Genomic DNA, 21,964 nt, shown 5'->3' on the forward strand with positions numbered 1-21,964 from the left:
AACCCGCGCTCACCGCACAGCGCTTCACCCCCGACCCCTATGGCCCACCCGGCTCACGCATGTACCGCACCGGCGACCTCGCCCGCATGGACACCGACGGCGACCTGATCTACCTCGGCCGCACCGACCACCAGGTCAAGATCCGGGGCCACCGCATCGAGCCGGCGGAGATCGAGCGCGCTCTCGCCGAACACCCGCAGGTCCGCCAGGCCGTCGTCCTCGCCCGGCACCGCCCGACCGGCGGTCCCGAACGGGCCGGCCACCCCGGACAGGCCGACGACCAGCGGCTCGTCGCCTATGTCGTGCCCGAGGGGCGGGAGGCCGGGCCGGAGGAGACGGCGACGGACGAGCAGGTGGCGGAGTGGCGGCAGGTCTACGACCAGGCGTATGCCGCGTCCGCGGAGGTGGAGTGGGGCGAGGACTTCGGGATCTGGAAGTCCACGTACACGGGCGAGCCGATCCCGTTGGCGGAGATGCGCGCCTGGCGGGACGCGGCGGTGGACCGGGTGCGCGGCCTCGCGCCTCGCCGGGTGCTGGAACTGGGCGTCGGTACCGGGCTGTTGCTGGCCCACCTCGCCGGTGAGGCGGAGGAGTACTGGGGGACGGACTTCTCCCCCTCGGTGATCGACCGGCTGCGCCGCCAGGTCGCGGACGCGGGTCTGGCCGACCGGGTACGGCTCCGCTGCCAGGCCGCCGACGTCACCGACGGGCTGCCGCGCGGCCACTTCGACGCCGTGGTGCTGAACTCGGTGGTGCAGTACTTCCCGCACGCCCGCTATCTGGCGCAGGTGCTCGACGCGGCCTGGGAGGCGCTGGCGCCGGGCGGGGCGATCGTGGTCGGTGACGTACGGCGGGCCGGTACGCTGCGGCTGCTCCAGGGTGCCGTGCAGCGGGCCCGGCAGCCCCAGGCGCCGCCCTCCGTACTGCGGGCGGCGGTGGAGCAGGCGGTCCTGCTGGAGAAGGAACTGGTGGTCGAGCCGGAGTGGTTCGCCCGCTGGGCCGCCGAGCGGGGTGTGGGTGAGGTGGACGTACGGCTGAAGTCCGGCCGCGCCCACAATGAACTCACCCGGCATCGCTACGAGGTGGTCCTCCGCAAGGCGCCCCCCGCAACCACGTGGGAAGCTCCGGTGGAGCTCGTCTGGGGGCGGGACTTCGCCCCGGCCGGGGACACCGCCGCCGGAACGACCGTCCCGGCCAGGCTGGCCGGTCCGCTGCGCGCCCATGGCGACGGTCCGCTGCGGCTCTCCGGCATCCCCAACGCGCGGCTGGCCGGTGAGACCGCCCTCGCGGTGGAGTTGGGCTTTCTGGCCGGTGACCCGGCCGCGGCGGTGGACCCGGAGGAGCTGCGGGAGTGGGCCGCCGGGCAGGGCAGGACGGCGGTGCTGAGCTGGTCGTCGTACGGGGTCGACCGGTTCGACGCGCTGCTCCTCCCGGCCGGCTCCGAACCGGGCCGGTTCGTCCCCTGGTCACCCGCCTCGGTCCGTACCGGAGGCCATGTCCCGGAGCGCGCCGGAGGCTCGGCCCCCGCCCGTACCGGAACACGTACCGGCACACCGGACGGGCTCTCGCCGCTGGTGAACGACCCGGCCGCCGCCCGCCGGGTGGCCGCCCTGCCCGCCGCGCTGCGGGAGCATCTGCGCGAGCGGCTGCCCGAGTACATGCTGCCGTCCGCCGTGGTGCCCCTCGGGGAGGTGCCGCTGACCCCGAACGGCAAGCTGGACCGCCGGGCGCTGCCCGCCCCGGACACCGCCGCCACCAGTGGTACCGGGCGCGCCCCGGCGACACCGCGCGAAAAGGCGCTCTGCGAGCTGTTCGCCGAGGTACTGGGCGTGGACCGGGTCGGTGCCGACGACGGCTTCTTCGCGCTCGGCGGGCACTCGCTGCTGGCCACCCGGCTGGTGAGCCGGATCAGGACCGTGCTCGGCGCGGAGCTGCCGCTGCGGCTCGTCTTCCAGGCGCCCACCCCCGCCGCGCTCGCCGCCCGGCTGACGGCCGCCGCCGACGGGCGTCCCGCGCTGGAGCCCGCCGAGCGGCCGGAGACGGTGCCGCTCTCCTTCGCCCAGCGCCGGATGTGGTTCTCGTACCAGCTGGAGGGCCCGTCGGCCACCTACAACTGGCCGCTGGCGCTGCGGCTTTCCGGGCGGCTCGACGCCCCGGCGCTGCGCCGGGCGCTGGCGGACGTGGTCGCCCGGCACGAGTCGCTGCGCACCGTCTTCGAGGAGCGGGACGGGCAGCCGTGCCAGCGGGTGCTGCCGCCCGGGGCGGCCCCGGTACCGTGGGAGGACCGGCGGCTGAGCGAGGCGGAGCTGCCGGAGGCGATGCGCCGGGCCGCCCGGCACACCTTCGATCTGTCGGCCGAACCTCCCCTGCGGGTCTGGCTGTTCGTCACCGGACCGGAAGAACACGTCCTGCTGGTGCTGCTGCACCACATCGCCGGTGACGGCTGGTCGCTGGAGCCGTTCGCCCGCGATCTGGTCACCGCCTACGCGGCCCGGTGCGCGGGCGGGGCGCCCGACTGGCCGCCGCTGCCGGTGCAGTACGTGGACTACACCCTGTGGCAGCGGCGGTTGCTCGGCGACCGGGACGACCCCGGGAGCGCGTACAGCCGCCAACTCGCCTACTGGCGCGAGCAGCTGGCCGGCGCCCCGGAGGTGCTGCGGCTGCCCGCCGCCCGGCCCCGGCCGCCGGTCACCAGCCACGCCGGCGACCTGGCGGGCTTCCACTTGGCCGCCGGACTGGTGGGCAGACTCGCTCGGTTGGCGAGCGCGGCCGGGGCGACCATGGCGATGGTGCTGCAAGCCGGTCTGGCCGCGCTGCTGACCCGGCTGGGCGCGGGCGAGGACATCCCCGTCGGTTCACCGATCGCCGGGCGCACCGACGAGGCACTGCACGAGCTGGTCGGCTTCTTCGTCAACACCTGGGTGCTGCGCGCCGACACCTCCGGCGATCCGTCCTTCACCGAGCTGCTGCGGCGGGTCCGGGAGACCAGCCTGGCCGCCTACGAGCACCAGGATCTCCCCTTCGACCTGCTGGTGGAGGCGCTTAACCCGGCGCGCTCGACCGCCCACCACTCGTTGTTCCAGGTGGCGTTGGCGCTCCAGAACAACGCCCGGCCGGACTTCGGGTTGCCGGGCCTGCGGGTGCGGCCCGAGTCCGCGCCGACCGGTACGGCACGCTTCGACCTGTTCCTCAGCCTGACCGAGCGGTACGACGCCGAGGGGCGCCCGGCCGGGATCGAGGGGGTGGCCGAGTACGCCACCGACCTGTTCGACCGGGCCGGTGTCGAGGCGCTGCTCGACCGCTGGCGGCGGCTGCTCGAACAGGTCGCCGCCGATCCCGGGGCGCCCGTCGGCCGGGCGGATCTGCTCACCGCCGAGGAGCGGGACCGGCTGCTGCGCTGGGCCGGGGCCGGGCGGGAGCCGGTACGAGCCGGGGTGCCCGAGCTGTTCGCCCGGCGGGTCGCGGAGACCCCCGGCGCGCCCGCGCTCGTCCAGGGCGGGCGGCACTGGTCGTACGCCGGACTCGACGCCTGGGCCAACCGGTTCGCCCACCGGCTCATCGCGCTCGGCGCCGGCCCGGAGCGCCGGGTCGCCCTGCGGATGCGGCGCTCCCCGGCCCTGGTCGCGGCGGTCCTCGGGGTGCTCAAGGCGGGCGCCGCCTATGTCCCGGTGGACCCGGACCACCCGGCGGAGCGTGTCGCCTGGCTGCTGGAGGACAGCGCGCCGGTCGCCGTCGTCGACGACACCTGGGCCGAGGAGGACGCGGCGGAGCTGCGCGGTGTGCCGTCGACCGACCCCGGGGTGCGGGTGACCGGCGACCACGCCGCGTACCTCCTCTACACCTCCGGTTCCACCGGCCGCCCCAAGGGTGTGATCACCACCCACCGCAATGTGACCGACCTGGCGACCGATCCCTGCTTCGGCGGCGACGCCCACCGCGGCACGCTGCTGCACTCGCCGCACACCTTCGACGCGTCCACCTACGAGCTGTGGGTGCCGCTCCTCGCCGGCGGCACGGTGGTGGTGGCGCCGCCGGGGCGGCTCACCCCGGCCTCCCTCGCCCGGGCCGTCACCGAGGACGGGGTGACCGCGCTGTGGCTGACGGCGGGCCTGTTCGCGGTGATCGCGGACGAGCACCCGGAGTGCCTGGCCGGGGCGCGCGAGGTGTGGGCGGGCGGGGACGTACTGCCGCCGGACGCCGTGCGCCGGGTGCTGCGCGCCAACCCCGGGCTGACCGTCGTCAACGGCTACGGCCCGACCGAGACCACCACCTTCGCCACCTGCCACGCCGTCCGGACGCCGGGCGACCTGGGCCCGGAGTCGGTGCCGATCGGCACCCCGCTGCACGGTGGTCGCGCCTTCGTCCTCGACCGGTGGCTCGCCCCGGTGCCGCCGGGGGTGGCGGGTGAGCTGTACGTGGCGGGCGAGGGTCTGGCGCGCGGCTACGCGGGACGGCCCGCGCTCACCGCCGAGCGGTTCGTGCCCTGCCCGTACGGGCCGCCCGGGACCCGGATGTACCGCACCGGGGACCTGGTGCGCTGGGACACCGAGGGACGGCTGGTCTTCCTGGGGCGGGCCGACGAGCAGCTGAAGCTGCGCGGCTTCCGGGTCGAGCCGGGCGAGATCGAGGCCGTCCTGCGCGAGCAGCCCGGGGTCGCCCGGGCGGTGGTGGTGGCCCGCGAGGACCGGCTGCGCGACCGGAGCCTGATCGCCTATGTGGTGCCCGACGGGCGCGCCGCATCCGCCGCCGAGGCCGCCGAACAGGTCGGGGAGTGGCGGGAGATCTACGACGAGATGTACGGCACCGGGCCGGGCGGCGACGGCGGTACGGGCGCCGATCAGGCCGGACCGAGTGCCGGTACGGGCGACGGCGCGAGTGGCGGCCCGGGTGGTGATCCGGGTGCCCGCACGGGCAGTGGCGCGGAAAGTGGTCCGGGCGCCGGAGCGGCGGGCGGCCCGGGCGGCGAACCGGCAAGCGGTACGGGTGCCGGCCGGGGCAGCGGTACGGGCGGCGCCGGGCGCCTGGGCGAGGACTTCACCGGCTGGAACAGCTCGTACACCGGGCGGCCGATCCCGGTGGCGGAGATGCGCGCCTGGCGGGACGCGGCGGTGGCCCGGGTCTCCGAGGGGCGGCCGCGCCGGGTGCTGGAGCTCGGCGTCGGCTCCGGTCTGCTGCTGGGCCCGCTGGCGCCCGCCACCGAGGCGTACTGGGGCACCGACTTCTCGGCCCCGGTGATCGACCGGCTCCGCCGTCAGGTCGCCGCCGACCCGGAGCTGCGCGACCGGGTGACCCTGCGCTGCCAGGCCGCCGAGGACACCGAGGGTCTGCCGCGCGCCTTCTTCGACACCGTGGTCCTCAACTCGGTCGTGCAGTACTTCCCGGACGCGGACTATCTGCGCCGGGTGCTCGACCGGGCCATGGAGCTGCTGGTGCCGGGCGGGCGGATCGTCGTCGGAGACGTACGCAATCTCGGCACCCTGCGGGCCTTCCACACCGCCGTCCACCGCGCCCAGCGGCCGGGTGATCCGGCCGCCGCCGTGCACGCCGCCGTGGAGCGCGCGGTGCTGGGCGAGAAGGAACTCGTCCTGGATTCGGGCTTCTTCACCGCCTGGGCGGCCGAACGCCCCGAGGCGGGTGCGGTGGACATCCGGCTCAAGTGTGGCGCCCCGCACAATGAACTGACCCGGCACCGCTATGAAGTCGTGCTGCGCAAGCACCCCGTGGAGCCCGTCCCGCTCGGCCGGGCGCCGGAGCTGGCCTGGGACCGGGAGTTCGGCGGAACCGGCGGCCGGTCCGGCGCGTTGCTCGACGCCCTGTCCGGTGCGGTGGCCGCCGCCGGTGGCCCGCTCCGGGTCACCGGCATCCCCAACGCCCGGCTGACCGGCGAGGCGGCGGAGGCCCGCCCGGACGCGGTGGACCCCGAGGAACTGCGGGCCCGGTGCGCCGAGCGGGGCCTGACGGCGCTGTGCACCTGGTCGCCGGAGGCGCCGGACCGGTTCGAGGCGGTGGTGACGGCGACCGGCCGGGCGGCCGTACCGACCACGCGGCCCGCCACCGGACCGGAGGGCGTACCGGCAGTGGGGCCCGCCACCGGACCGGAGGGCATACCCGGGGCCGTACCGACCACGCGGCCCGCCACCGGACCGGAGGGCGTACCGACAGCGGGGCCCGCCGCCGGACCGGAGGGCGCGGGCGGGGTGTGCTGGGACGGGGTGTACCGCGCGGACCCGGCGCGGACCCGGCTGTCCAACGCGCCGGCCGTCTCCCGCAGCGTCGCCCGGCTGCCGTCGTTGCTCCGGGAGCGGCTCGCCGAGCGGCTGCCGGAATTCATGGTGCCGGCCGCCGTCGTGGTGCTGGACCGGCTGCCGCTGACCGTCAACGGCAAGCTGGACCGGGCCGCCCTGCCGGAACCCGGCCGCGCCGGCACCGCCGCCCACCGGCCCCCGCGCACCGAACCCGAGCGGGTGCTCGCGGCGCTCTTCGCGGAGGTGCTGGGCGTCGACCGGGTCGGTCTGGACGACGACTTCTTCGACCTCGGCGGCCACTCGCTGCGCGTCATCCGGCTGATCTGGCGCATCCGGGAGCGGCTCGGCGCCGAGATCCCGATCCGGGTGGTCTTCCAGTCGCCCACGGTCGCCGGGCTCGTCCCGCACCTCACCCCGGACGAGGGCCGGGAGGTGATGCCCTCCGATCCGTACGCCGTGCTGCTCCCGATCCGCACCGAGGGCGAGCGGCTCCCGCTGTGGTGGGTCCATCCCGGCGGCGGGCTCTGCTGGCCCTATCTGGGCTTCGCGCCCCATCTGGCGCCCGGCCGGCCGGTGTACGGAGTGCAGGCGCGCGGCTTCCACCGGGGCTCGGCCCGCCCCGAGTCGATCGAGGAGATGGTGGACGACTACCTCGCTCAGGTACGGGCGGTCCAGCCCGAGGGGCCGTACCACCTGCTGGGCTGGTCCTTCGGCGGCACCGTGGCACACGCCATGGCGGCCGAACTCCAGTCCCGGGGTGAGGAAGTGGCGCTGCTGGCCCTCCTCGACTGCGTGCCCGCGAGCCACTTCACCCGCTTCGACGCCCCGGACGAGGCCCAGGTCCGGGAGTTCCTCGGCCACTACATGGGCCATCTGGACGGCATGGAGGAGTATCCGTTCCTGGTGGAGACCGCGGCCTCGATCCTGGTCGAACACACGGTGCTGATGCAGAAGTTCGGCCAGCCCGTCTTCCGCGGCGACGCGCACTTCTTCAACGCCCTGCTGGATCCGGACGGCCGGGGCGAGCGGCGGCTGGAGACGCCGTTCCACGCGTTGTGGCGGCCCCATGTGGCGGGTGCCGTCCGGACGTACGACATCGCCTGCACCCACCAGGAGATGTACTGGCCCGAGAACGCCGCCGAGATCGGCGCGATCATCAACCGGCTGGCCGGACCCGGACCCGGACTCGGACCGGGGCCCCATCCCGGTCCCGGATCCGGTCTCGCATCCGCATACGCCCACGAACCCGAGAACACGCCCGAGAACAAGCCCGCGAGCACGCGCGGACACAACGGGAGGAACGCATGAGCACCAACCCCTTCGACGACGAGGACGGCAGCTTCCGGGTGGTCGTCAACGACGAGGAACAGTACGCGCTGTGGCCGGCCTTCGCGGACGTACCGGCCGGCTGGCGGGTGGTGTTCGGCGAGGACAGCCGCGCCGCCTGTCTGCGCCATATCGAGGAGAACTGGACCGACATGCGGCCGCGCAGCCTCCGCGAGGCGATGGCCGCCGACCAGCCCTGACGACCCGTCCGGGCGAACACCGGGCGGTCACCGGCCAACCGTACGGACAGCGACACGGAGAGGACCGGGCGGCGGGGGCACGCGGACGGCGCGCGCCCCCGCCGTCCGCCGTGCGCCCCGGAACACGCCGGTCCACGCCCGATTCCGCACCTTGTAGTGCACCTAGGACCATCTGTAGCATCGGTACTACATCCCAGCCGCGTCCGTCGCCCGTGGTGTCCGCGATGACGGGCCGTCACCAAGACTTGTGGACCCTGTGAAAGGGGAAGGATGGTCCTGAACGCAGCATCGGGCGACGCCCCGTCGGGCAGCGCCGTGCCGCACACCGTCTCCCGTGGCGCCATCGAGCCGCCGGGTCCTGAAGCCGCCATCTCCATCAGCGACTTGAGGATGCGCTACGGCTCCAGGGACGTGCTCAAGGGCGTGAACCTGACCGTGCGACGGGGCGAGGTGCTGGCTCTGCTGGGCCCCAATGGGGCCGGGAAGACCACCACCATCGAGATCCTCGAAGGGTTCCGCCGGCGCTCCGCCGGTGAGGTGCGGGTCCTGGGCACCGACCCGGACCACGGCGACGAGGCGTGGCGGGCCCGGCTGGGCATCGTGCTGCAGTCCTGGCGCGACCACGGCAAGTGGCGGGTCCGGGAGCTCCTGGACCACCTGGGCCGCTACTACGCCCCCTACGCCACCGCCGACCGCCCGCGCCCCTACGACGCCGACGAGGTGGTCTCGCTGGTGGGTCTCACCGAGCAGGCCAACCTCCGGGTGGGCACCCTCTCCGGCGGCCAGCGGCGCCGGCTGGACGTGGCCGTCGGCATCGTCGGCCGTCCCGATCTGCTCTTCCTGGACGAGCCGACCGCCGGTTTCGACCCGCAGGCCCGGCAGGAGTTCCACGACCTGGTGCACCGGCTCTCCGATCTGGAGGAGACCACCATCCTGCTCACCACCCACGATCTGGACGAGGCCGAGAAGCTCGCGGACCGCATCGTGATGCTGGCCGGCGGCCGGATCGTGGCCGACGGCAGCGCCGCCGAGCTCGCCCGCGAGGTCGCCGGCAAGGCCGAGGTGCGCTACAGCCGGGACGGCGAGTCGTTCGTCCACGCCACCGAGGACGCCACCGCCTATGTGCGCCGGCTCTTCGAGCAGTACGGCGACGCCGTGGGCGATCTGGAGGTGCGCCGGGCCAGTCTGGAGGACGTCTACATGGCGCTGGTGCTGGAGTACGAGTCCGGACAGCGCACGGGGCTGCGGACCACGCTGACGGAGGTGGCCTCATGAGCGCCCAGACGGTCGCCCTCGGTGCCGGGGTGCACCGCGGCTGGATCGAGTTCCGGCAGAGCGTCGCCAACGCCCAGGACGTCTGGGGCGCGATCTTCCCGCCGGCCGTCTCGCTGGTCGTGATGTACCTGCTCAGGGACAACACCGTGCCCGGCACCGACGCCTCCCTCGGCTCCCAGGCGGTCCCCGGCATCCTCGCCATGAACGCCGTGCTCACCGGGCTGATGGGGCTGGCCGTGACCCTCACCATGGACCGGGAGGACGGCACCCTGCTGCGGGCCAAGGCCACCCCCAACGGCATGCTGGGCTATCTCACCGGCAAGGTGATCAGCCGGGCCGCGGTCACCGTGGCGAGCCTGCTCATCGTGCTGGTCCCGGCCGCGTTCCTGTTCGGCGGCATGGAGCTGGGCCGGGTCACGACCTGGGCCACCCTGGTCTGGGTGCTGGTGCTCGGACTGTTCGCCACCCTGCCGATCGGGGCGGTCCTCGGCTCGCTCTTCAGCAGCGCGCAGAGCATGAGCTTCACCACCCTGCCGCTGATGGGGCTGGTGGCGGTCTCCGGGATCTTCTATCCGATCAACGGTTATCCCGAGTGGCTACAGTGGATCGCACAAGTCTTCCCCGTCTACTGGCTCGCCCTGGGGCTGCGTTCGGCGCTGCTGCCGGACCAGCTGGCGGCGGCGGAGCTGACCGAGTCCTGGCGGCACCTGGAAACGGTGCTCGTCCTGGGCGTCTGGGCGGTCGCCGGCTTCCTGGTGGCACCGGTCGTGCTGCGCCGGATGGCCCGGCGCGAGTCCGGCTCCAGTGTGGCGGCCCGGCGGGAGAAGGCGCTCCAGCGACCGATGTGAAGCGATGGTGAAAATGAGCGAGACGATCCACAACCGGATCGCCATGCTGCGGAGCGAGCGGCGCATCTCCCGCCGCGAACTCGCGGACGCTCTCGGAGTCCACTACCAGACGATCGGCTACCTCGAACGGGGCGAGTACAGCCCGAGCCTGCACCTCGCGCTGCGCATCGCCGAATACTTCGAGGTACCCGTCGAGGCCGTCTTCTCCATCACACCGTTTCCCCGGCTGGGCAGCCGCGCGGTGTGACCCGCCCGGCCGGGTCCGGCCGAACCCGGCCCGCACCGGCCTCGTACCGGCTCCGGCTCCGCACCGGGCTCGTGCCGGCCGCGCCCCGGCCTCCCGGCGGCCCGGCACCGCCCTCGTACCGGGCGCGCACCGACCTCGCACCGACCTCGTACCGACCTCCTACCGACCCCTGGGGAACGAACCGGAATGTCGCTGGACAAGCAGGATCACACCAGGCTCACCCTGTGGGCCGTCGACTGCGCCGAGCACGTACTGGCGCACTTCGAGGCCGCCCGCCCCGACGACGACCGGCCGCGCAAGGCGCTGGCCGCGGGGCGGGCGTGGGCGCGCGGCGAGATCACCATGAGCGAGGCGCGTACCGCCGCCTTCGCCTCGCACGCCGCCGCCCGCGAGGCCGGCCAGGCGGCCGCCCGGGCCGCCGCCCGCGCCGCCGGACACGCGGCCGCCACCGCCCATGTGCCCAGCCACGCCCAGCACGCGGCCGGGTACGCGGTGACCGCCGCGACCCACGCCGGTTCCATCGCGTCCGCGCCCGCCGGGAAGGCCGCCGTGTACGCCGTCGAGCACACCGACGCCGGGGCCGCCGAGCGCGCCTGGCAGCGCGAGCACCTGCCGGAGCACCTGCGGACGGTGGCGTTCCCCGAGAAGCCCGAGAAAACCGAGAAGCCCGGGAAGGGCGAGAACGGCACCCCCCGGGGCTAGGGCGCCGAGGTCCGGGGCAGCGGGCCCGGTGCCGTACCGCTCACCGCCGTACGGCGCCGGGACCGACCGCTCAGGCCGGGTCCCCCGGGACCTCGGTCTCCCCCGGCCCCTCGGCCTCCCCCGGTACCCCGGGCTCCCCGGGCCGCGGGGGCCGCGCGGCCTGCGCGGTCTCCCCGTGTGCGGGCTCCCCGGTCTCCAGGTGCAGCCGTCCGCGCGCCTCGCGCAGCTCCGGGAACGGCAGGGTGATTCGGGAGGCGAGGTACGGCGCTCCGCTGGTGCCACCCGTGCCGGGCCGGCTGCCCAGGACCCGGGTCATCAGCGCCAGATGGCCCACCTTCCAGCGCCAGTAGGCGTTCGCCACGTCCAGCAGCGCCTCCGCGACCCGGTGGTACGCCCCCGCTCCCGGGCCGCGCCGGCACAGTTCGGCCGCCGGCAGCTCCGCCCGGTCCAGCGCCGTGGTGAACGCCTCGTAGAGCCGGCCGGCCCGCCGCTCGTCGCCCAGCAGCTTGTCCAGCTGCCGGAACTGGGCCGAATCGGCGCCACTGGCACTGCCCAGGTACGGGCGGAACGCCGCGAAGTGCCGCAGCGGCAGCTTCTCCAGGGCGGTCAGCTGGTGGTAGAGCACCACCAGCAGCTCGGCCGCCCGCGCCAGATACTCGGCACCGAGCTCCACCGCCTCCGGCCCGGCCCGGGTGCCCAGGGTGTCGGCGGCGGCCTCCAGGTCGCTGATGATCTGCTTCAGCCACAGTTCGCAGGACTGGTGGGCGACGATGAAGAACTGCTCCGACAGCAGTACCGCGCGCTCCGCCGAGTCGGGGCTGCGCGGCGTCTGGAGCGACAGCAGGGTGTTCAGCTCCAGATAGTCGGTGTACGTCGGACCGCCCATGACCTCACCCCACCGCCCGCCCGCCGCCGGCCCGGGCCCCGGCGGACCGCTCGGCCCCCGAGGGCGCCCCGGCACCGGCACCCGAGAATCCCCCGTCCCCGGCGGCCTCCCCGTACTCCTCCGGCTTCCCGTACTCCCCCGACTCCACGAACTCGACCAGCCGCCGCACCCCGGTCCGCAGCGCCTCCGGGGCGACGCAGAACGCGATCCGCACCAGGTGGCGCGACCAGGGCGCGAACGCGGTGGAGCGGATCCGGCCGGCCTCGTCCAGCCGGGGCTGGGTCGCGAATCCGGTACCGGCCACCACCGCGACCGAACGGCTCGCCAACAGCCGGGCGGTGAACTCCTCCGCGTCGAGACCGGTCCTGGAGATGTCCGCCATGGCGTACCAGCCGCCGGCCGGCAGCTCGCTCAGCAGCCCCGCCGCCACCAGCGGCGCCAGCGCGGTGTCCCGGTTCCGCCGGACCAGCTCGCGGTGCGCGTCCGTGGCGCCGGCCAGCCGCAACGCGGCGATCCCGGCGTACTGCACCGGGGTGGACGGGCCGATGATGCTCGCCTCCTGCACGACCCGCAGCGCGTGCGCGGTGCGGTCGTCGGCGGCGGCCACGTACCCCAGCCGGTAGCCGGTCATGGCCAGGCTCTTGGAGAAGCTGAAGGTGCTGTGCACGATCCGCTCGGCGACCGGCACGTCCCGCTCCAGCGAGGCGAAGGAGACGTGACCGCCGTCGTACACGTAGTGCTCGTACGCCTCGTCGCTGATGATCCCCCAGCCGTGTTCCCTGGCCAGCTCCAGCAGTTCGGTGAGCTGCCCGGCGTCCAGCACCGCCCCGGTCGGATTGGCCGGGGAGTTGACCAGCAGCACCCGGGTACGCGGCCCCGCCTTCGCCCGGATTCCCTCGGGGTCGGGGCGGAAGCCCGCGTCCAGCGGGTAGAACACCGGCCGGAACCCGGCCAGCAGGGCCTGCTGGAGATGGACCGGCCAGTGCAGCTCGGGCAGCAGGATCTCGGCGCCCGGCTCCGCCAGGGTGTGCAACAGCGCGGACAATCCCTGGCAGGAGCCGGGAGTGATGACCACCCGGGACGGGTCGCTGTCCACACCGTTGGCCGTGGCGAGCTTCTCCACCACCGCCTCACGCAGTTCCAGCAGCCCCTCCACCTCGGAGTAGGCGGTACGACCCTGCCGCACGGCCGCCGCCAGCGCCTCCGCGACCTCCTCGGGTGGCCCGAAGTAGGGCTCACCGACGTGGAGTTTGACCACCTCGCCGCCGAGCCGCTCCTTGCGGTCCGCCGCGCGGAAGATGTCGTGCAGGCACGACGAGGGGATCGTCGCGGCGACGGACATGAGGCCCGGCTCGCCGGTACCTCGGATGTGCGTGGTCATGCCACCTCCAGTCACGGGGTTCAACACGGGTCACGGGGTCAGCACGGGCTGCGGGGTCAGCACGGGTCACGGGGTCGGCACGGACCGTGGGGCCGACACGGGTCACGGGGTCGGCACGGGTCGCCGGATCAGCGCGGGTCACGGGGCCGGTCCGGCCTGTGGGATCGACACAGGTCACGGGCTGCGGGGTCGACATGGATCACGGACCTCGGGGTCGACACAGGTCACGGGCCCGGCACGGGCCGCAGGAGTCCACCCGGATCACGGACCGCGGGATCGACACGGACCGCGGGCCGGTCATGCGGTCCGGCCGCCGTCGACCGGCAGCAGCGCGCCGGTGATCCAGCCCGACCGCTCCGGATCCAGCAGGAAACACACCGACCGCGCCACCTCGTCGCCGGTGCCGAACCGGCCCATCGGGGTCGCGGCCAGCAGAGTCGTACGCAGGTTCTCGATCTGGTCCCCGGTGAGGCCGGCGTCCTGCCACATCGGGGTGTCCACCGGGCCGGGCAGTACGGCGTTCACCCGTACCTCCGGGGCCAGTTCACGGGCGAGCGACCGGGTGAGGCTGTTCAGCGCCGCCTTGCTCGCTCCGTAGTACGCCCGTCCCGGCATGGCCAGCGTCCCGCCCACCGAGGAGACGTTCACCACCGAGCCCCGCCGCTCGCGCAGGTGCGGCAGCGCGCGGCGCACCAGCTCGGCCGGGGCCCGGACATGGACCGCGACCATGGCGTCCAGGTCGGCGGGCTCGGCGTCCTCCAGGGGCGCGAAGCGGGCGAGCCCCGCGTTGTTCACCAGGGCGTCCAGCCGTCCGTACCGCTCCACGGCCGCGTCGACGATCCGCCGTGCGGCCCCCGGTGCCGTGACGTCCACGGCGACCACCCGCACCGGCCCTTCCAGCCGGTCCGCCAGCTCCTTGAGCGGGGCTTCCCGGCGCCCGGCCACCGTGAGCAGGGCGCCCTCCCGGGAGAGCCGCTCGGCGATGCCCCGCCCGATGCCCGACCCGGCACCCGTCACTGTCACCGACCTGCCGACCAGACTCACCGCGGCTCCTCCCGAAGCTGTCGGACCGGCCCGTTCACCGCGCCCGCCCCCACGCCCGTCACTTCCGCTCAGCGCGCCCGTACCCGGCCGGCCGTCTCCGGCAGCACGCCCGCCGGTCCGTCCGCCACCCACCCCGTGAGGTCCGCGGTGCCGTCCCGGTAGAAGTGGCCGCCGGGCCGGGCGGTCACCGCGCAGCCGCCGGTGGTGACCGCCGCCCAGCCGGCCATCGCCGCCCCGTCGACCAGGGGGTCGTCGGCGCCGTGGAAGCAGCGGACCGGGCAGTCCAGCGGAGCCGTCCCCGGCCGGGGGCGGTAGGTCTCATGGGCGGTGATGTCGGCCCGCAGGGCGGGCAGCAGCAGCTCCCGCAACTCGGCGTCCTCGATCACCTCACGATCCAGTCCGCCGAGCCCGGCCACCGCCGACCAGAGCGCGTCGTCCGGGGCGCGGTGGGTCAGACCGCCGGCCACCTGCCCGGGCGCGGCGCACCCGGACACATCGAGGCGGCGCACGGGCCGGCCGGCGTCCCGCAGGGCCAGCGCCGTCTCGTACGCCGCCAGTGCCCCCAGGCTGTGGCCGAACAGCGTGTACGGCAGCTCCGGTTCGGGTGCGACGGCGAGCAACTCCGCCGCCACTGCGGCCCCGATGGCGGCCACATCCGTGACCGGCTCCTCCGCGACGCGGTCGGCGCGGCCGGGATACTGCACGGCCAGCAGCCGTACTCCGTCAGGCAGATGGGCCACCCATGGCCGGAATCCGGACGCCGATCCCCCGGAGTGCGGGAAGCAGACCAGCCGGCCGGCCGGCTCACCGGCGGTCCCGGTCAGCGCCCTGAGCCACGTGCTCCGAGGCATGGTCGCAGTCCCCCATCTCCACCGTCTCCACCGTCTCAGCCGTCTCTTCGGCCCTCGGCCCTCGGCCGGCGCGGCCGACGCGGTGGGCCGGTCCGAGCCTGGCACGGCCCGTCCGGACGGCGCGGCCAATCTTTCGGGTGTCAGTCAGCGCCCCCGCCGCGCCGGAGCGCGTCCCCGTCCCCGCGCCCGCGCCCGGCCGTCCACGAAAGACCTCGGCCACCCGCGCAAGTCCCCGGCCACCCATGAGAGTCCCCGGCCACCCGTGAAAAGCCCCCGGTTCACCCGTGAAAGACCCTGGCAAGGATCGGCGTCCGGACCGGGTCCGGCTGTGACCATCCGGAGGAAAGGCCCGCGAGGGCCACCGGCGCCAAGGACGGTCAGGAGACGCGCACATGGGCCTGCCACTGTCGCTCGTCCGCTCGCTCGACCTCACCGACCCGGCCACCTTCGCCGCCCACGACCCGCGCGACATCTGGCCGGAGGCGCGCCGGCACGAGCCCGTCTTCTGGCACGAGGCCAGGGACGGCAAACCGGGCTTCTGGGTGGTCACCCGCCACGCCGATGTGCTGGCCGCCTACCAGGACGCCGACCGGCTCGGGTCCGCGCGCGGCACCGTACTGGACGTGCTGCTGCGCGGCGACGACCCGGCCGGCGGCAAGATGCTGGCCGTCACCGACCGGCCCCGCCACCGGCAGCTGCGGCAACTGCTGCTGCGCGCCTTCTCGCCCCGGGTGCTCGGGCCGGTGACCGAGCGGATCGCCGCGCGCACCCTCGATCTGGTGCGCTCCGTGACCGGGCGGGGCTCCTTCGACTTCGCCACCGAGGTCGCGGACGAGCTCCCCATGAACACCATCTGCGACCTGCTGTCCGTCCCGGACGGGGACCGCAAGGAACTGCTCCGCTGGAACAAGATGGCGCTCTCCTCCGAGGACCCCGACAGCGGCGAACTCGACGCGCTGGGCGCCCGCAACGAGATCGTGCTCTACTTCATGGACCTCGCCCTGGAGCGCCGGGCCTCCCCCGGCGACGATGTGATCAGCATGATCGCGACCGCCGAGGTGGGCGGGGCCCGGCTCACCCCCGAGGAGGTCGCGCTCAACTGCTACAGCCTGATCCTCGGCGGCGACGAGTCCTCCCGGATGTCCGCCCTGGTCGCGGTGTACGAGCTGGCCCGCCACCCGGAGCAGTGGGACGCCCTGCGGGCCGGCGAGGTGGCGCTCGACACCGCCGTGGAGGAGGTGCTGCGCTGGGCCACCCCGGCGATGCACTTCGCCCGTACCGCCACCCAGGAGCTGGAGATCGCCGGCCGGCGGATCCGCGCCGGGGACATCGTCACCCTGTGGAACACGTCCGCCAACGACGACGAGACGGTCTTCGCCTCACCGCGCGCCTTCGACCTGGCCCGGACGCCGAACAAGCACCTCAGCTTCGGCCACGGCCCGCACTTCTGCGTCGGCGCCCACCTCGGCCGGGCGGGGTTGCGCTCGCTGCTCTCGGCGCTCGTGGCGACGGTCGGGCGGATCGAACCCCACGGTGAGCCCGAACGCGTCCACTCCACCTTCCTCTTCGGCTACCGCAGCCTCCGCGTGGGCTTCCGGCCCCGCTGAACGACCCGCTGCGGTACGGGCGTCCCGCTCAACGGCCCCGCAACGGTACGGGCGCCCCCGCCGAACGACCTGCTGCGGTACGGCCCTCCCGCCCAACGACCCGCTACGGTACGGCCCTCCCGCCCAACGACCCGCTACGGTACGGGCGCCCCCGCCGACCCGGCCCGCTCGCCATCCGCACCGGTGCCGGCGCTCGCTCCCACCCGGTCCGCCAGCTCGCCCAGGGTCTCCGCCTCCAGGATCGTCCGCATCGGCACCGTGATGTCGAACTCCTTGCGGATGCGCCGCGCCAGGTGGGCCGCCAGCACCGAATGGCCGCCCAGGTCGAAGAAGTTGTCGCTCGGCCGGGCCGCCGGCACGTCCAGGATCTCGGCCACCAGCGCGCACAGGGTGCCCTCCACCCCGTTCGCGGCGGGCGGTGCCTCCGGTGCGGGTGATACGGGCGGGGACACCGGCCGCGCCCCGGCCAGCGCGGCCCGGTCGATCTTGCCGTTGACGTTCGTGGGCAGCCGGTCGAGCGGCACCACCGAGGACGGGACCATGTGCTCCGGCAGGGTGCCGGCGACGTACCGGCGCAGTTCGCCGGGATCCACCGTGGCCCCGTCGTCGCCTCCGGTGAGCGAGACATACGCCACGATCCGGGCGTCGCCGAGGCCGCCCGCCACCACCACCGCCGCCAGGTCCACGGCCGGGTGGGTGGTCAAGCACGCCTCGATCTCGCCCAGTTCGATCCGGAAGCCGCGCACCTTCACCTGCCCGTCGGCGCGCCCCCGGAAGAACAGCTCGCCGTCCGCCCGGCGCAGCCCCCGGTCACCGGAGCGGTACATCAGGCTCCCGGGCGGCCCGTACGGATCCGGTACGAACCTGCCGGCGGTGGCACCGGGACGGCCGAGGTAGCCGCGCGCCAGTCCGCTGCCGGCCAGGTACAACTCGCCCTCCTCGCCGTCCGGTACCCGGCGCAGCCGCTCGTCCAGCACATGGACCCGGTTGCCGATCCAGGGGGTGCCGATGCCGACCTCGCCGTCCCCGGTGACCGGGCCGGCGACGGTCGCGCCGACGGTCACCTCGGTGGGGCCGTAGCCGTTGAACATCCGCCGGCCCCGGGACCACTGGCGTACCAGGGCCTCGGTGCACGCGTCACCGGTGGACATCACCGTGCCGCCCACCAGTACCTCGTCGCTGTCCGTCACACTCAGCGCCACCGGTGGCAGCACCGCGTGGGTGACGGCGTGCCTCAGCAGGGTGGCCTTCAGCGGGTCGCCGGGCAGCAGGTCCTCCGCCCGGGCCAGCACCAGGGTGGCACCCGAGAGCAGCCCCAGGGTCAGGTCCCAGAAGGCCGCGTCAAAGCTGATCGACGCCCACTGGAGCACCCGGTCACCGGGACCGGCGCCGACCGTCGCGGCCTGGGTGGCCACCATGTCGGCCACTCCGGCGTGCGGCACGGCGACGCCCTTCGGCGTACCGGACGAGCCGGAGGTGTAGATCACGTACATCAGATGCTCCGGCCGCAGCGGGGCGAGCCGCTCGGCATCACCGACATCGTCCGCCCCCGGCCCGGGACCGGCGGAGTCCGCCTCCCCCAGCACGAGTTCGGCCACCTCATGGGGCGGCAGCCGTACGTCCCCGGTGCGCAGCACCAGCAACGGCCGGGCGTCCCGCACCATATGGCCGAGCCGCTCCTCCGGATAGGCGGGATCCAACGGCAGATAGGCGCCCCCGGCCTTCAGTACGGCGAGTACGGCGGTGACCAGCTCCACCGACCTCGGCACGGCGACGGCCACCAGCACATCGGGGCCCACGCCCCGGGCGATCAGCCGGCGCGCCAGCCTGTTGGCGCGCGCGTTCAACTCCGCGTAACCGACGGTGGTGTGCTCGAAGACGACGGCCGGGGCATCGCCCGATCGTGCGACGACGGACTCGAAAAGCCGGGGAACCGTGGACAACGCTCTTCACGTCCCTTCTGCTCCGCGCGCACCGGTCCCGTCCGGCGCGGAGCGATCGAAGCGCGGGTCGAAGTCACGGTCGGGACCGAGCGCGGGCAGACCGGTCGGCCGGGACCGGTGCCGGGACCGGGCAGGCCGGTTGGTCGGTCGGTCGGGACCGGTTCAGGCGGCTCCGGAGGGTGCGCCGGCCCCACCGTAGGACCGCCGATGTCCCCCCGGCGGCCCCCTGAAAGACCGCCGAAAGCAGCAGCCGACAGCAGGCCCGGCACCACGCTTCTCCGACGGCCACCCACCCCCGTCCACCGACGGCCACCCACCGGCGAAAGAGGAGCGAAAGGACGGCCGGACAACTCCCTTCCCCCACCGACAATCACCGTGGCGGCCCTCCCGGCCCGGCACCCGCCCACCTCCTGCCTCCCGGCCCGGCGCCCATCCACCCCCTGCCTCGCGCCCCGATCGCCCCTCAACCGACCTGAACGGGAGTGAGTCATGCTCGAAGGCTGTGTCCCCTGGCCCGACGACCTGGCGGAGCGGTACCGGCGCGCCGGCTACTGGCTCGGGCGGCCGCTCGGTGAGCTGCTCGCGGAGTCCTGCGCCGCCCACGCCGACCGGGTGGCCCTCGTCCACGGCAGCACCCGGCTGACCTACCGGCAGGTCGAGCAGGAGGCCCGGCGGCTGGCCGGCGGGCTGCTCGGGCTCGGTGTGCGCCCGCTCGACCGGGTGGTGGTGCAGCTGCCCAACACACCGGAGTTCGTCGTCATGGTGTTCGCGCTGTTCCTCGTCGGGGCCGTCCCCGTCCTGGCGCTGCCGGGGCACCGCAAGCACGAGATCGTCCATCTCTGCGCCCACTCCGGAGCGGTCGCCTATGTGGTGCGGGACGAGCACCGGGGTTACGACTACCGCGAATTGGCCCGCGAGGTCACCGCCGAGGTGCCCGGTGTGCGGCAGGTGCTGGTCGCCGGGGACGCGGCCGAGTTCACGTCCCTGGACGCGGTACGGGCCGGGGGCACCGAGCACACGGGCCTGCCCCGGGTGGACCCCGCCGAGCCGGCCCTGTTCCTGCTGTCCGGCGGCACCACCGGGCTGCCCAAGCTCATACCGAGGACGCACGACGACTACGCCTACAACATGCGCGCCTGCGCCGAGGCCCTCGGTGTCGACGGGACCGGAGTGTATCTGGCCGTCAACCCGGTGGCGCACAACGCGGCGCTCGGCTGCCCCGGTGTGCTCGGCACCCTGCTCGTCGGCGGCAGGGCCGTACTGGCCGGCGGGGTCCGGCCCGACGAGGCGTTCGAGCTGATCCGGCGGGAGGGGGTCACTCTCACCACACTGGTCCCACCACTGGTCCGGATGTGGGTGGAGGCGGCGCTCAGGGCGGGCACGGAACTTCCCGGCCTCCTCCTCCAGGTCGGCAGTTCCAAGTTCAACCCCTCGGAGGCCGAGCGGGCCCGCAAGGCCCTGGGCTGCCGGCTCAGCCAGTGGTTCGGGGTGGGCGAGGGACTGCTGACGTACACCCGGCTCACCGACCCCGACGAGGTGGTACTGAACACCGAGGGGCGCCCGCTGGCCGACGAGGACGAGATCCGGATCGCGGACGAGTCGGGGGCGGCCCTGCCGGACGGCCGGGAGGGCGAACTGCTGGTGCGGGGCCCGTACACGATCCGCGGCTACTACCGGGCGCCCGGGCAGAACGCCGGTTCCTTCACCGGGAACGGTTTCTTCCGCACGGGCGATCTGGCCGTACGGCGCCCTGACGGCAACCTGGTGATCACCGGCAGGCTCAAGGACGTCATCAACCGGGTCGGTGACAAGGTGCCGGCCGAGGAGGTCGAGCGGGCTCTGCTGGCCCACCCGGAGGTGCGGGACGCGGCCGTGGTCGGGGTGGCCGATCCCGTACTCGGCGAGCGCTGCCACGCGTTCGTCGTGGTCCGCGAGAACGGCCCCCAGGCGCCCGCGCTCAAGGCGTTCCTGCGCGCAGGCGGGCTGGCCACCTACAAGATCCCGGACCGGATCGTGCTCGTGGACGCCCTGCCGCAGACGGCGGTGGGCAAGGTCGACAAGGGCGCGCTGCGCGCCTCCGTGGCACCGAGATGATCGCTGCGCACTGGCTGCTGGAGAACCCCGGGCGCGGCCCCCGCCCACCCGGTACGGCTCCTCGATCCGCCGCTCGGTCCGCCGCCGGCGCTCAGCCCAGCGAGGTCGCCGGCCCCGGAGTCCGCGCCGGGGACCGGGCCGGCACCGGCGGGCGCGGCGGGCACGCCTCGCCCTCCGCCGGGAACCGCTCCGGCTGCGGCGCCGGCTCCAGCGGCTCCAGCACATAACCCCGGCCCCAGGCCGTACGGATGGCCAGACCGGCCGGGGAGAGCCGGCGGCGCAGCCGCATGATGTGCAGGTCGAGCGCGTTCCTGGACGGGTTGGGCACCGCCGACCTGGTCAGCCGCTGCCGCAGTTCATGGCGGTGGACGACTCCCTCGAAGCGCTCGACGAAGAGTTCCATCAGCTCGGTCTGGGTGGTGGAGATGCTCACGGACCGGCCGTCGTAGTGCAGCATCCCCGACACGTCCAGCACCGGTGTCTTCCGGCTGTCCGCCCGGTGCCGCAGCGCGGCCACCCGGGCTTCCAGATCCACCCGGGACATGGGGGCACGCACCCAGTCCTCCCGGGGATCACTGCACAACGGGGGCTCCGCGCCGCCCTCCACCACGAGCAGGCAGGGAATTCCCTCTCGCCTGCAATACTCACGCACATTGGCCTGAGCGGGCCATCGCACGAACCGGACACCACTATTGGAGTTCCTGTACACATGCGCTCCCGGGCTTCATTGCCGACAAAGCACCGGGCACCCTAGCAAGCGCCCAAACCCCTCACAACAACGGTGAATTGCCGCTACCGGCCGCCCTGACCGTCCCGGCTGCCCCGGCTGCCCTGACCGTCCCGGCCGTCCTGTTGACGGGACAACGCGGGACGCGCGGCATAACGCGCCCGCATGGCCTCCCCGGCCGCCGGTCCCGGGACGAAGACATGGTCGGAGGTGTCCACCCGGCGCCCCGTCGCCCGGTCCACCAGGACCGGCTCCACCTCCGCACCGGTCCGCGCGTCCACCAGGATCAGACTCCGGCGCTCCGGCGCCAGCCGCTCATTGCTCCAGGCCGCCATGGTGAGCAGCAGTGGCCGCAGCGAACGCCCCAGCGCGGTGAGCGCGTACGCGTCCCCGGTCCGCTCCATGATTCCGTTCCGCACCAGCACGTCGAGCCGTTCGGCCAGCACCCCGGAATCCAGGCGCAGATTCTCCCGGAAATCCTCGAACCGTTCCCACCCGTCGAACGCGTCGTGCAGCAACTCCAGTGTCCACCACCCCCCGATGTGCTCGACAACCGCGGCCAGCGGACAGTCCTCGATACGCGCCACC

General features: G+C 74.2%; 15 protein-coding genes. 8 read left to right on the forward strand and 7 right to left on the reverse strand.

Annotation, left to right across the window (positions count from 1 at the left end; genetic code table 11):
* The 6 genes from NX801_RS26065 to NX801_RS26105 form a co-directional block, all read left to right on the forward strand.
* Nucleotides 1-7,553 (forward strand): non-ribosomal peptide synthetase (locus NX801_RS26065; protein ID WP_309505904.1); only part of this gene is annotated, 7,553 nt, incomplete at its 5' end.
* On the forward strand, nucleotides 7,550-7,771 hold the full coding sequence (locus NX801_RS26085) for an MbtH family protein (RefSeq protein WP_258790364.1): 222 nt from the start codon (nucleotides 7,550-7,552) through the stop codon (nucleotides 7,769-7,771). The genes NX801_RS26065 and NX801_RS26085, both read left to right, overlap by 4 nt.
* 390 nt (nucleotides 7,772-8,161) lie before the next feature.
* The gene (locus NX801_RS26090; protein ID WP_258790443.1) at nucleotides 8,162-9,046 is read left to right on the forward strand and encodes an ABC transporter ATP-binding protein; all 885 of its coding nucleotides are present in this window, start codon (nucleotides 8,162-8,164) and stop codon (nucleotides 9,044-9,046) included.
* On the forward strand, nucleotides 9,043-9,894 hold the full coding sequence (locus NX801_RS26095; protein WP_258790365.1) for an ABC transporter permease: 852 nt from the start codon (nucleotides 9,043-9,045) through the stop codon (nucleotides 9,892-9,894). Before NX801_RS26090 ends, NX801_RS26095 begins: the two co-directional genes overlap by 4 nt.
* A gap of 13 nt (nucleotides 9,895-9,907) precedes the next feature.
* Complete coding sequence (locus NX801_RS26100) at nucleotides 9,908-10,141, forward strand: helix-turn-helix transcriptional regulator (protein ID WP_258790366.1); 234 nt, start codon at nucleotides 9,908-9,910, stop codon at nucleotides 10,139-10,141.
* Between the two features lie 186 nt (nucleotides 10,142-10,327).
* Nucleotides 10,328-10,843: a putative immunity protein gene (locus NX801_RS26105; RefSeq protein ID WP_258790367.1), complete on the forward strand. Its 516-nt coding sequence runs from the start codon at nucleotides 10,328-10,330 to the stop codon at nucleotides 10,841-10,843.
* A gap of 70 nt (nucleotides 10,844-10,913) precedes the next feature.
* Here NX801_RS26105 and NX801_RS26110 read toward each other — a convergent pair whose 3' ends face one another.
* The 4 genes from NX801_RS26110 to NX801_RS26125 form a co-directional block, all read right to left on the reverse strand.
* Complete coding sequence (locus tag NX801_RS26110) at nucleotides 10,914-11,729, reverse strand: tryptophan 2,3-dioxygenase family protein (protein WP_258790368.1); 816 nt, start codon at nucleotides 11,727-11,729, stop codon at nucleotides 10,914-10,916.
* Nucleotides 11,730-11,733: 4 nt separating this feature from the next.
* Nucleotides 11,734-13,110: a pyridoxal phosphate-dependent aminotransferase gene (locus NX801_RS26115; protein WP_258790369.1), complete on the reverse strand. Its 1,377-nt coding sequence runs from the start codon at nucleotides 13,108-13,110 to the stop codon at nucleotides 11,734-11,736.
* A gap of 297 nt (nucleotides 13,111-13,407) precedes the next feature.
* On the reverse strand, nucleotides 13,408-14,154 hold the full coding sequence (locus NX801_RS26120) for an SDR family NAD(P)-dependent oxidoreductase (RefSeq protein ID WP_258790370.1): 747 nt from the start codon (nucleotides 14,152-14,154) through the stop codon (nucleotides 13,408-13,410).
* Between the two features lie 68 nt (nucleotides 14,155-14,222).
* Nucleotides 14,223-15,005 carry a thioesterase II family protein gene (locus NX801_RS26125; protein WP_258790371.1) on the reverse strand — a complete coding sequence of 261 codons (783 nt, stop codon included), beginning with the start codon at nucleotides 15,003-15,005 and terminating at the stop codon, nucleotides 14,223-14,225.
* A gap of 392 nt (nucleotides 15,006-15,397) precedes the next feature.
* Between NX801_RS26125 and NX801_RS26130 the strand changes: the two genes are divergently transcribed.
* A complete protein-coding gene (locus tag NX801_RS26130; RefSeq protein WP_258790372.1) occupies nucleotides 15,398-16,612 on the forward strand; it encodes a cytochrome P450 in 1,215 nt (404 codons plus the stop codon).
* Between the two features lie 134 nt (nucleotides 16,613-16,746).
* On the opposite strand, the gene NX801_RS26135 is transcribed toward NX801_RS26130, so the two are convergent.
* Complete coding sequence (locus tag NX801_RS26135) at nucleotides 16,747-18,555, reverse strand: non-ribosomal peptide synthetase (protein WP_258790373.1); 1,809 nt, start codon at nucleotides 18,553-18,555, stop codon at nucleotides 16,747-16,749.
* A 489-nt stretch (nucleotides 18,556-19,044) separates the two neighbouring features.
* Between NX801_RS26135 and NX801_RS26140 the strand changes: the two genes are divergently transcribed.
* Nucleotides 19,045-20,649, forward strand: coding sequence for a (2,3-dihydroxybenzoyl)adenylate synthase (locus NX801_RS26140; RefSeq protein ID WP_258790374.1), 1,605 nt, complete (start codon nucleotides 19,045-19,047; stop codon nucleotides 20,647-20,649).
* Nucleotides 20,650-20,740: 91 nt separating this feature from the next.
* On the opposite strand, the gene NX801_RS26145 is transcribed toward NX801_RS26140, so the two are convergent.
* Both NX801_RS26145 and NX801_RS26150 read right to left on the reverse strand, forming a co-directional pair.
* Nucleotides 20,741-21,205, reverse strand: coding sequence for a helix-turn-helix domain-containing protein (locus NX801_RS26145; RefSeq protein WP_258790375.1), 465 nt, complete (start codon nucleotides 21,203-21,205; stop codon nucleotides 20,741-20,743).
* A 236-nt stretch (nucleotides 21,206-21,441) separates the two neighbouring features.
* Nucleotides 21,442-21,963 (reverse strand): winged helix-turn-helix transcriptional regulator, encoded by a 522-nt coding sequence (locus NX801_RS26150; protein WP_258790376.1) that lies wholly within the window; start codon nucleotides 21,961-21,963, stop codon nucleotides 21,442-21,444.
* Between the last annotated feature and the right edge of the window lies 1 nt (nucleotide 21,964).

The sequence above is a fragment of the Streptomyces pyxinae genome, from assembly GCF_024756275.1.
GTDB classification, from domain to species: Bacteria; Actinomycetota; Actinomycetes; order Streptomycetales; family Streptomycetaceae; genus Streptomyces; species Streptomyces pyxinae.

What these genes read in the sequence shown, in the direction of transcription:
- NX801_RS26085 (WP_258790364.1), top strand. Translation starts at nt 7,550, where the DNA reads ATGAGCACCAACCCCTTCGACGACGAGGACGGCAGCTTCCGGGTGGTC.
- NX801_RS26090 (WP_258790443.1), top strand. Translation starts at nt 8,162, where the DNA reads ATGCGCTACGGCTCCAGGGACGTGCTCAAGGGCGTGAACCTGACCGTG.
- NX801_RS26095 (WP_258790365.1), top strand. Translation starts at nt 9,043, where the DNA reads ATGAGCGCCCAGACGGTCGCCCTCGGTGCCGGGGTGCACCGCGGCTGG.
- NX801_RS26100 (WP_258790366.1), top strand. Translation starts at nt 9,908, where the DNA reads ATGAGCGAGACGATCCACAACCGGATCGCCATGCTGCGGAGCGAGCGG.
- NX801_RS26105 (WP_258790367.1), top strand. Translation starts at nt 10,328, where the DNA reads ATGTCGCTGGACAAGCAGGATCACACCAGGCTCACCCTGTGGGCCGTC.
- NX801_RS26110 (WP_258790368.1), bottom strand. Translation starts at nt 11,729, where the DNA reads ATGGGCGGTCCGACGTACACCGACTATCTGGAGCTGAACACCCTGCTG.
- NX801_RS26115 (WP_258790369.1), bottom strand. Translation starts at nt 13,110, where the DNA reads ATGACCACGCACATCCGAGGTACCGGCGAGCCGGGCCTCATGTCCGTC.
- NX801_RS26125 (WP_258790371.1), bottom strand. Translation starts at nt 15,005, where the DNA reads ATGCCTCGGAGCACGTGGCTCAGGGCGCTGACCGGGACCGCCGGTGAG.
- NX801_RS26130 (WP_258790372.1), top strand. Translation starts at nt 15,398, where the DNA reads ATGGGCCTGCCACTGTCGCTCGTCCGCTCGCTCGACCTCACCGACCCG.
- NX801_RS26140 (WP_258790374.1), top strand. Translation starts at nt 19,045, where the DNA reads ATGCTCGAAGGCTGTGTCCCCTGGCCCGACGACCTGGCGGAGCGGTAC.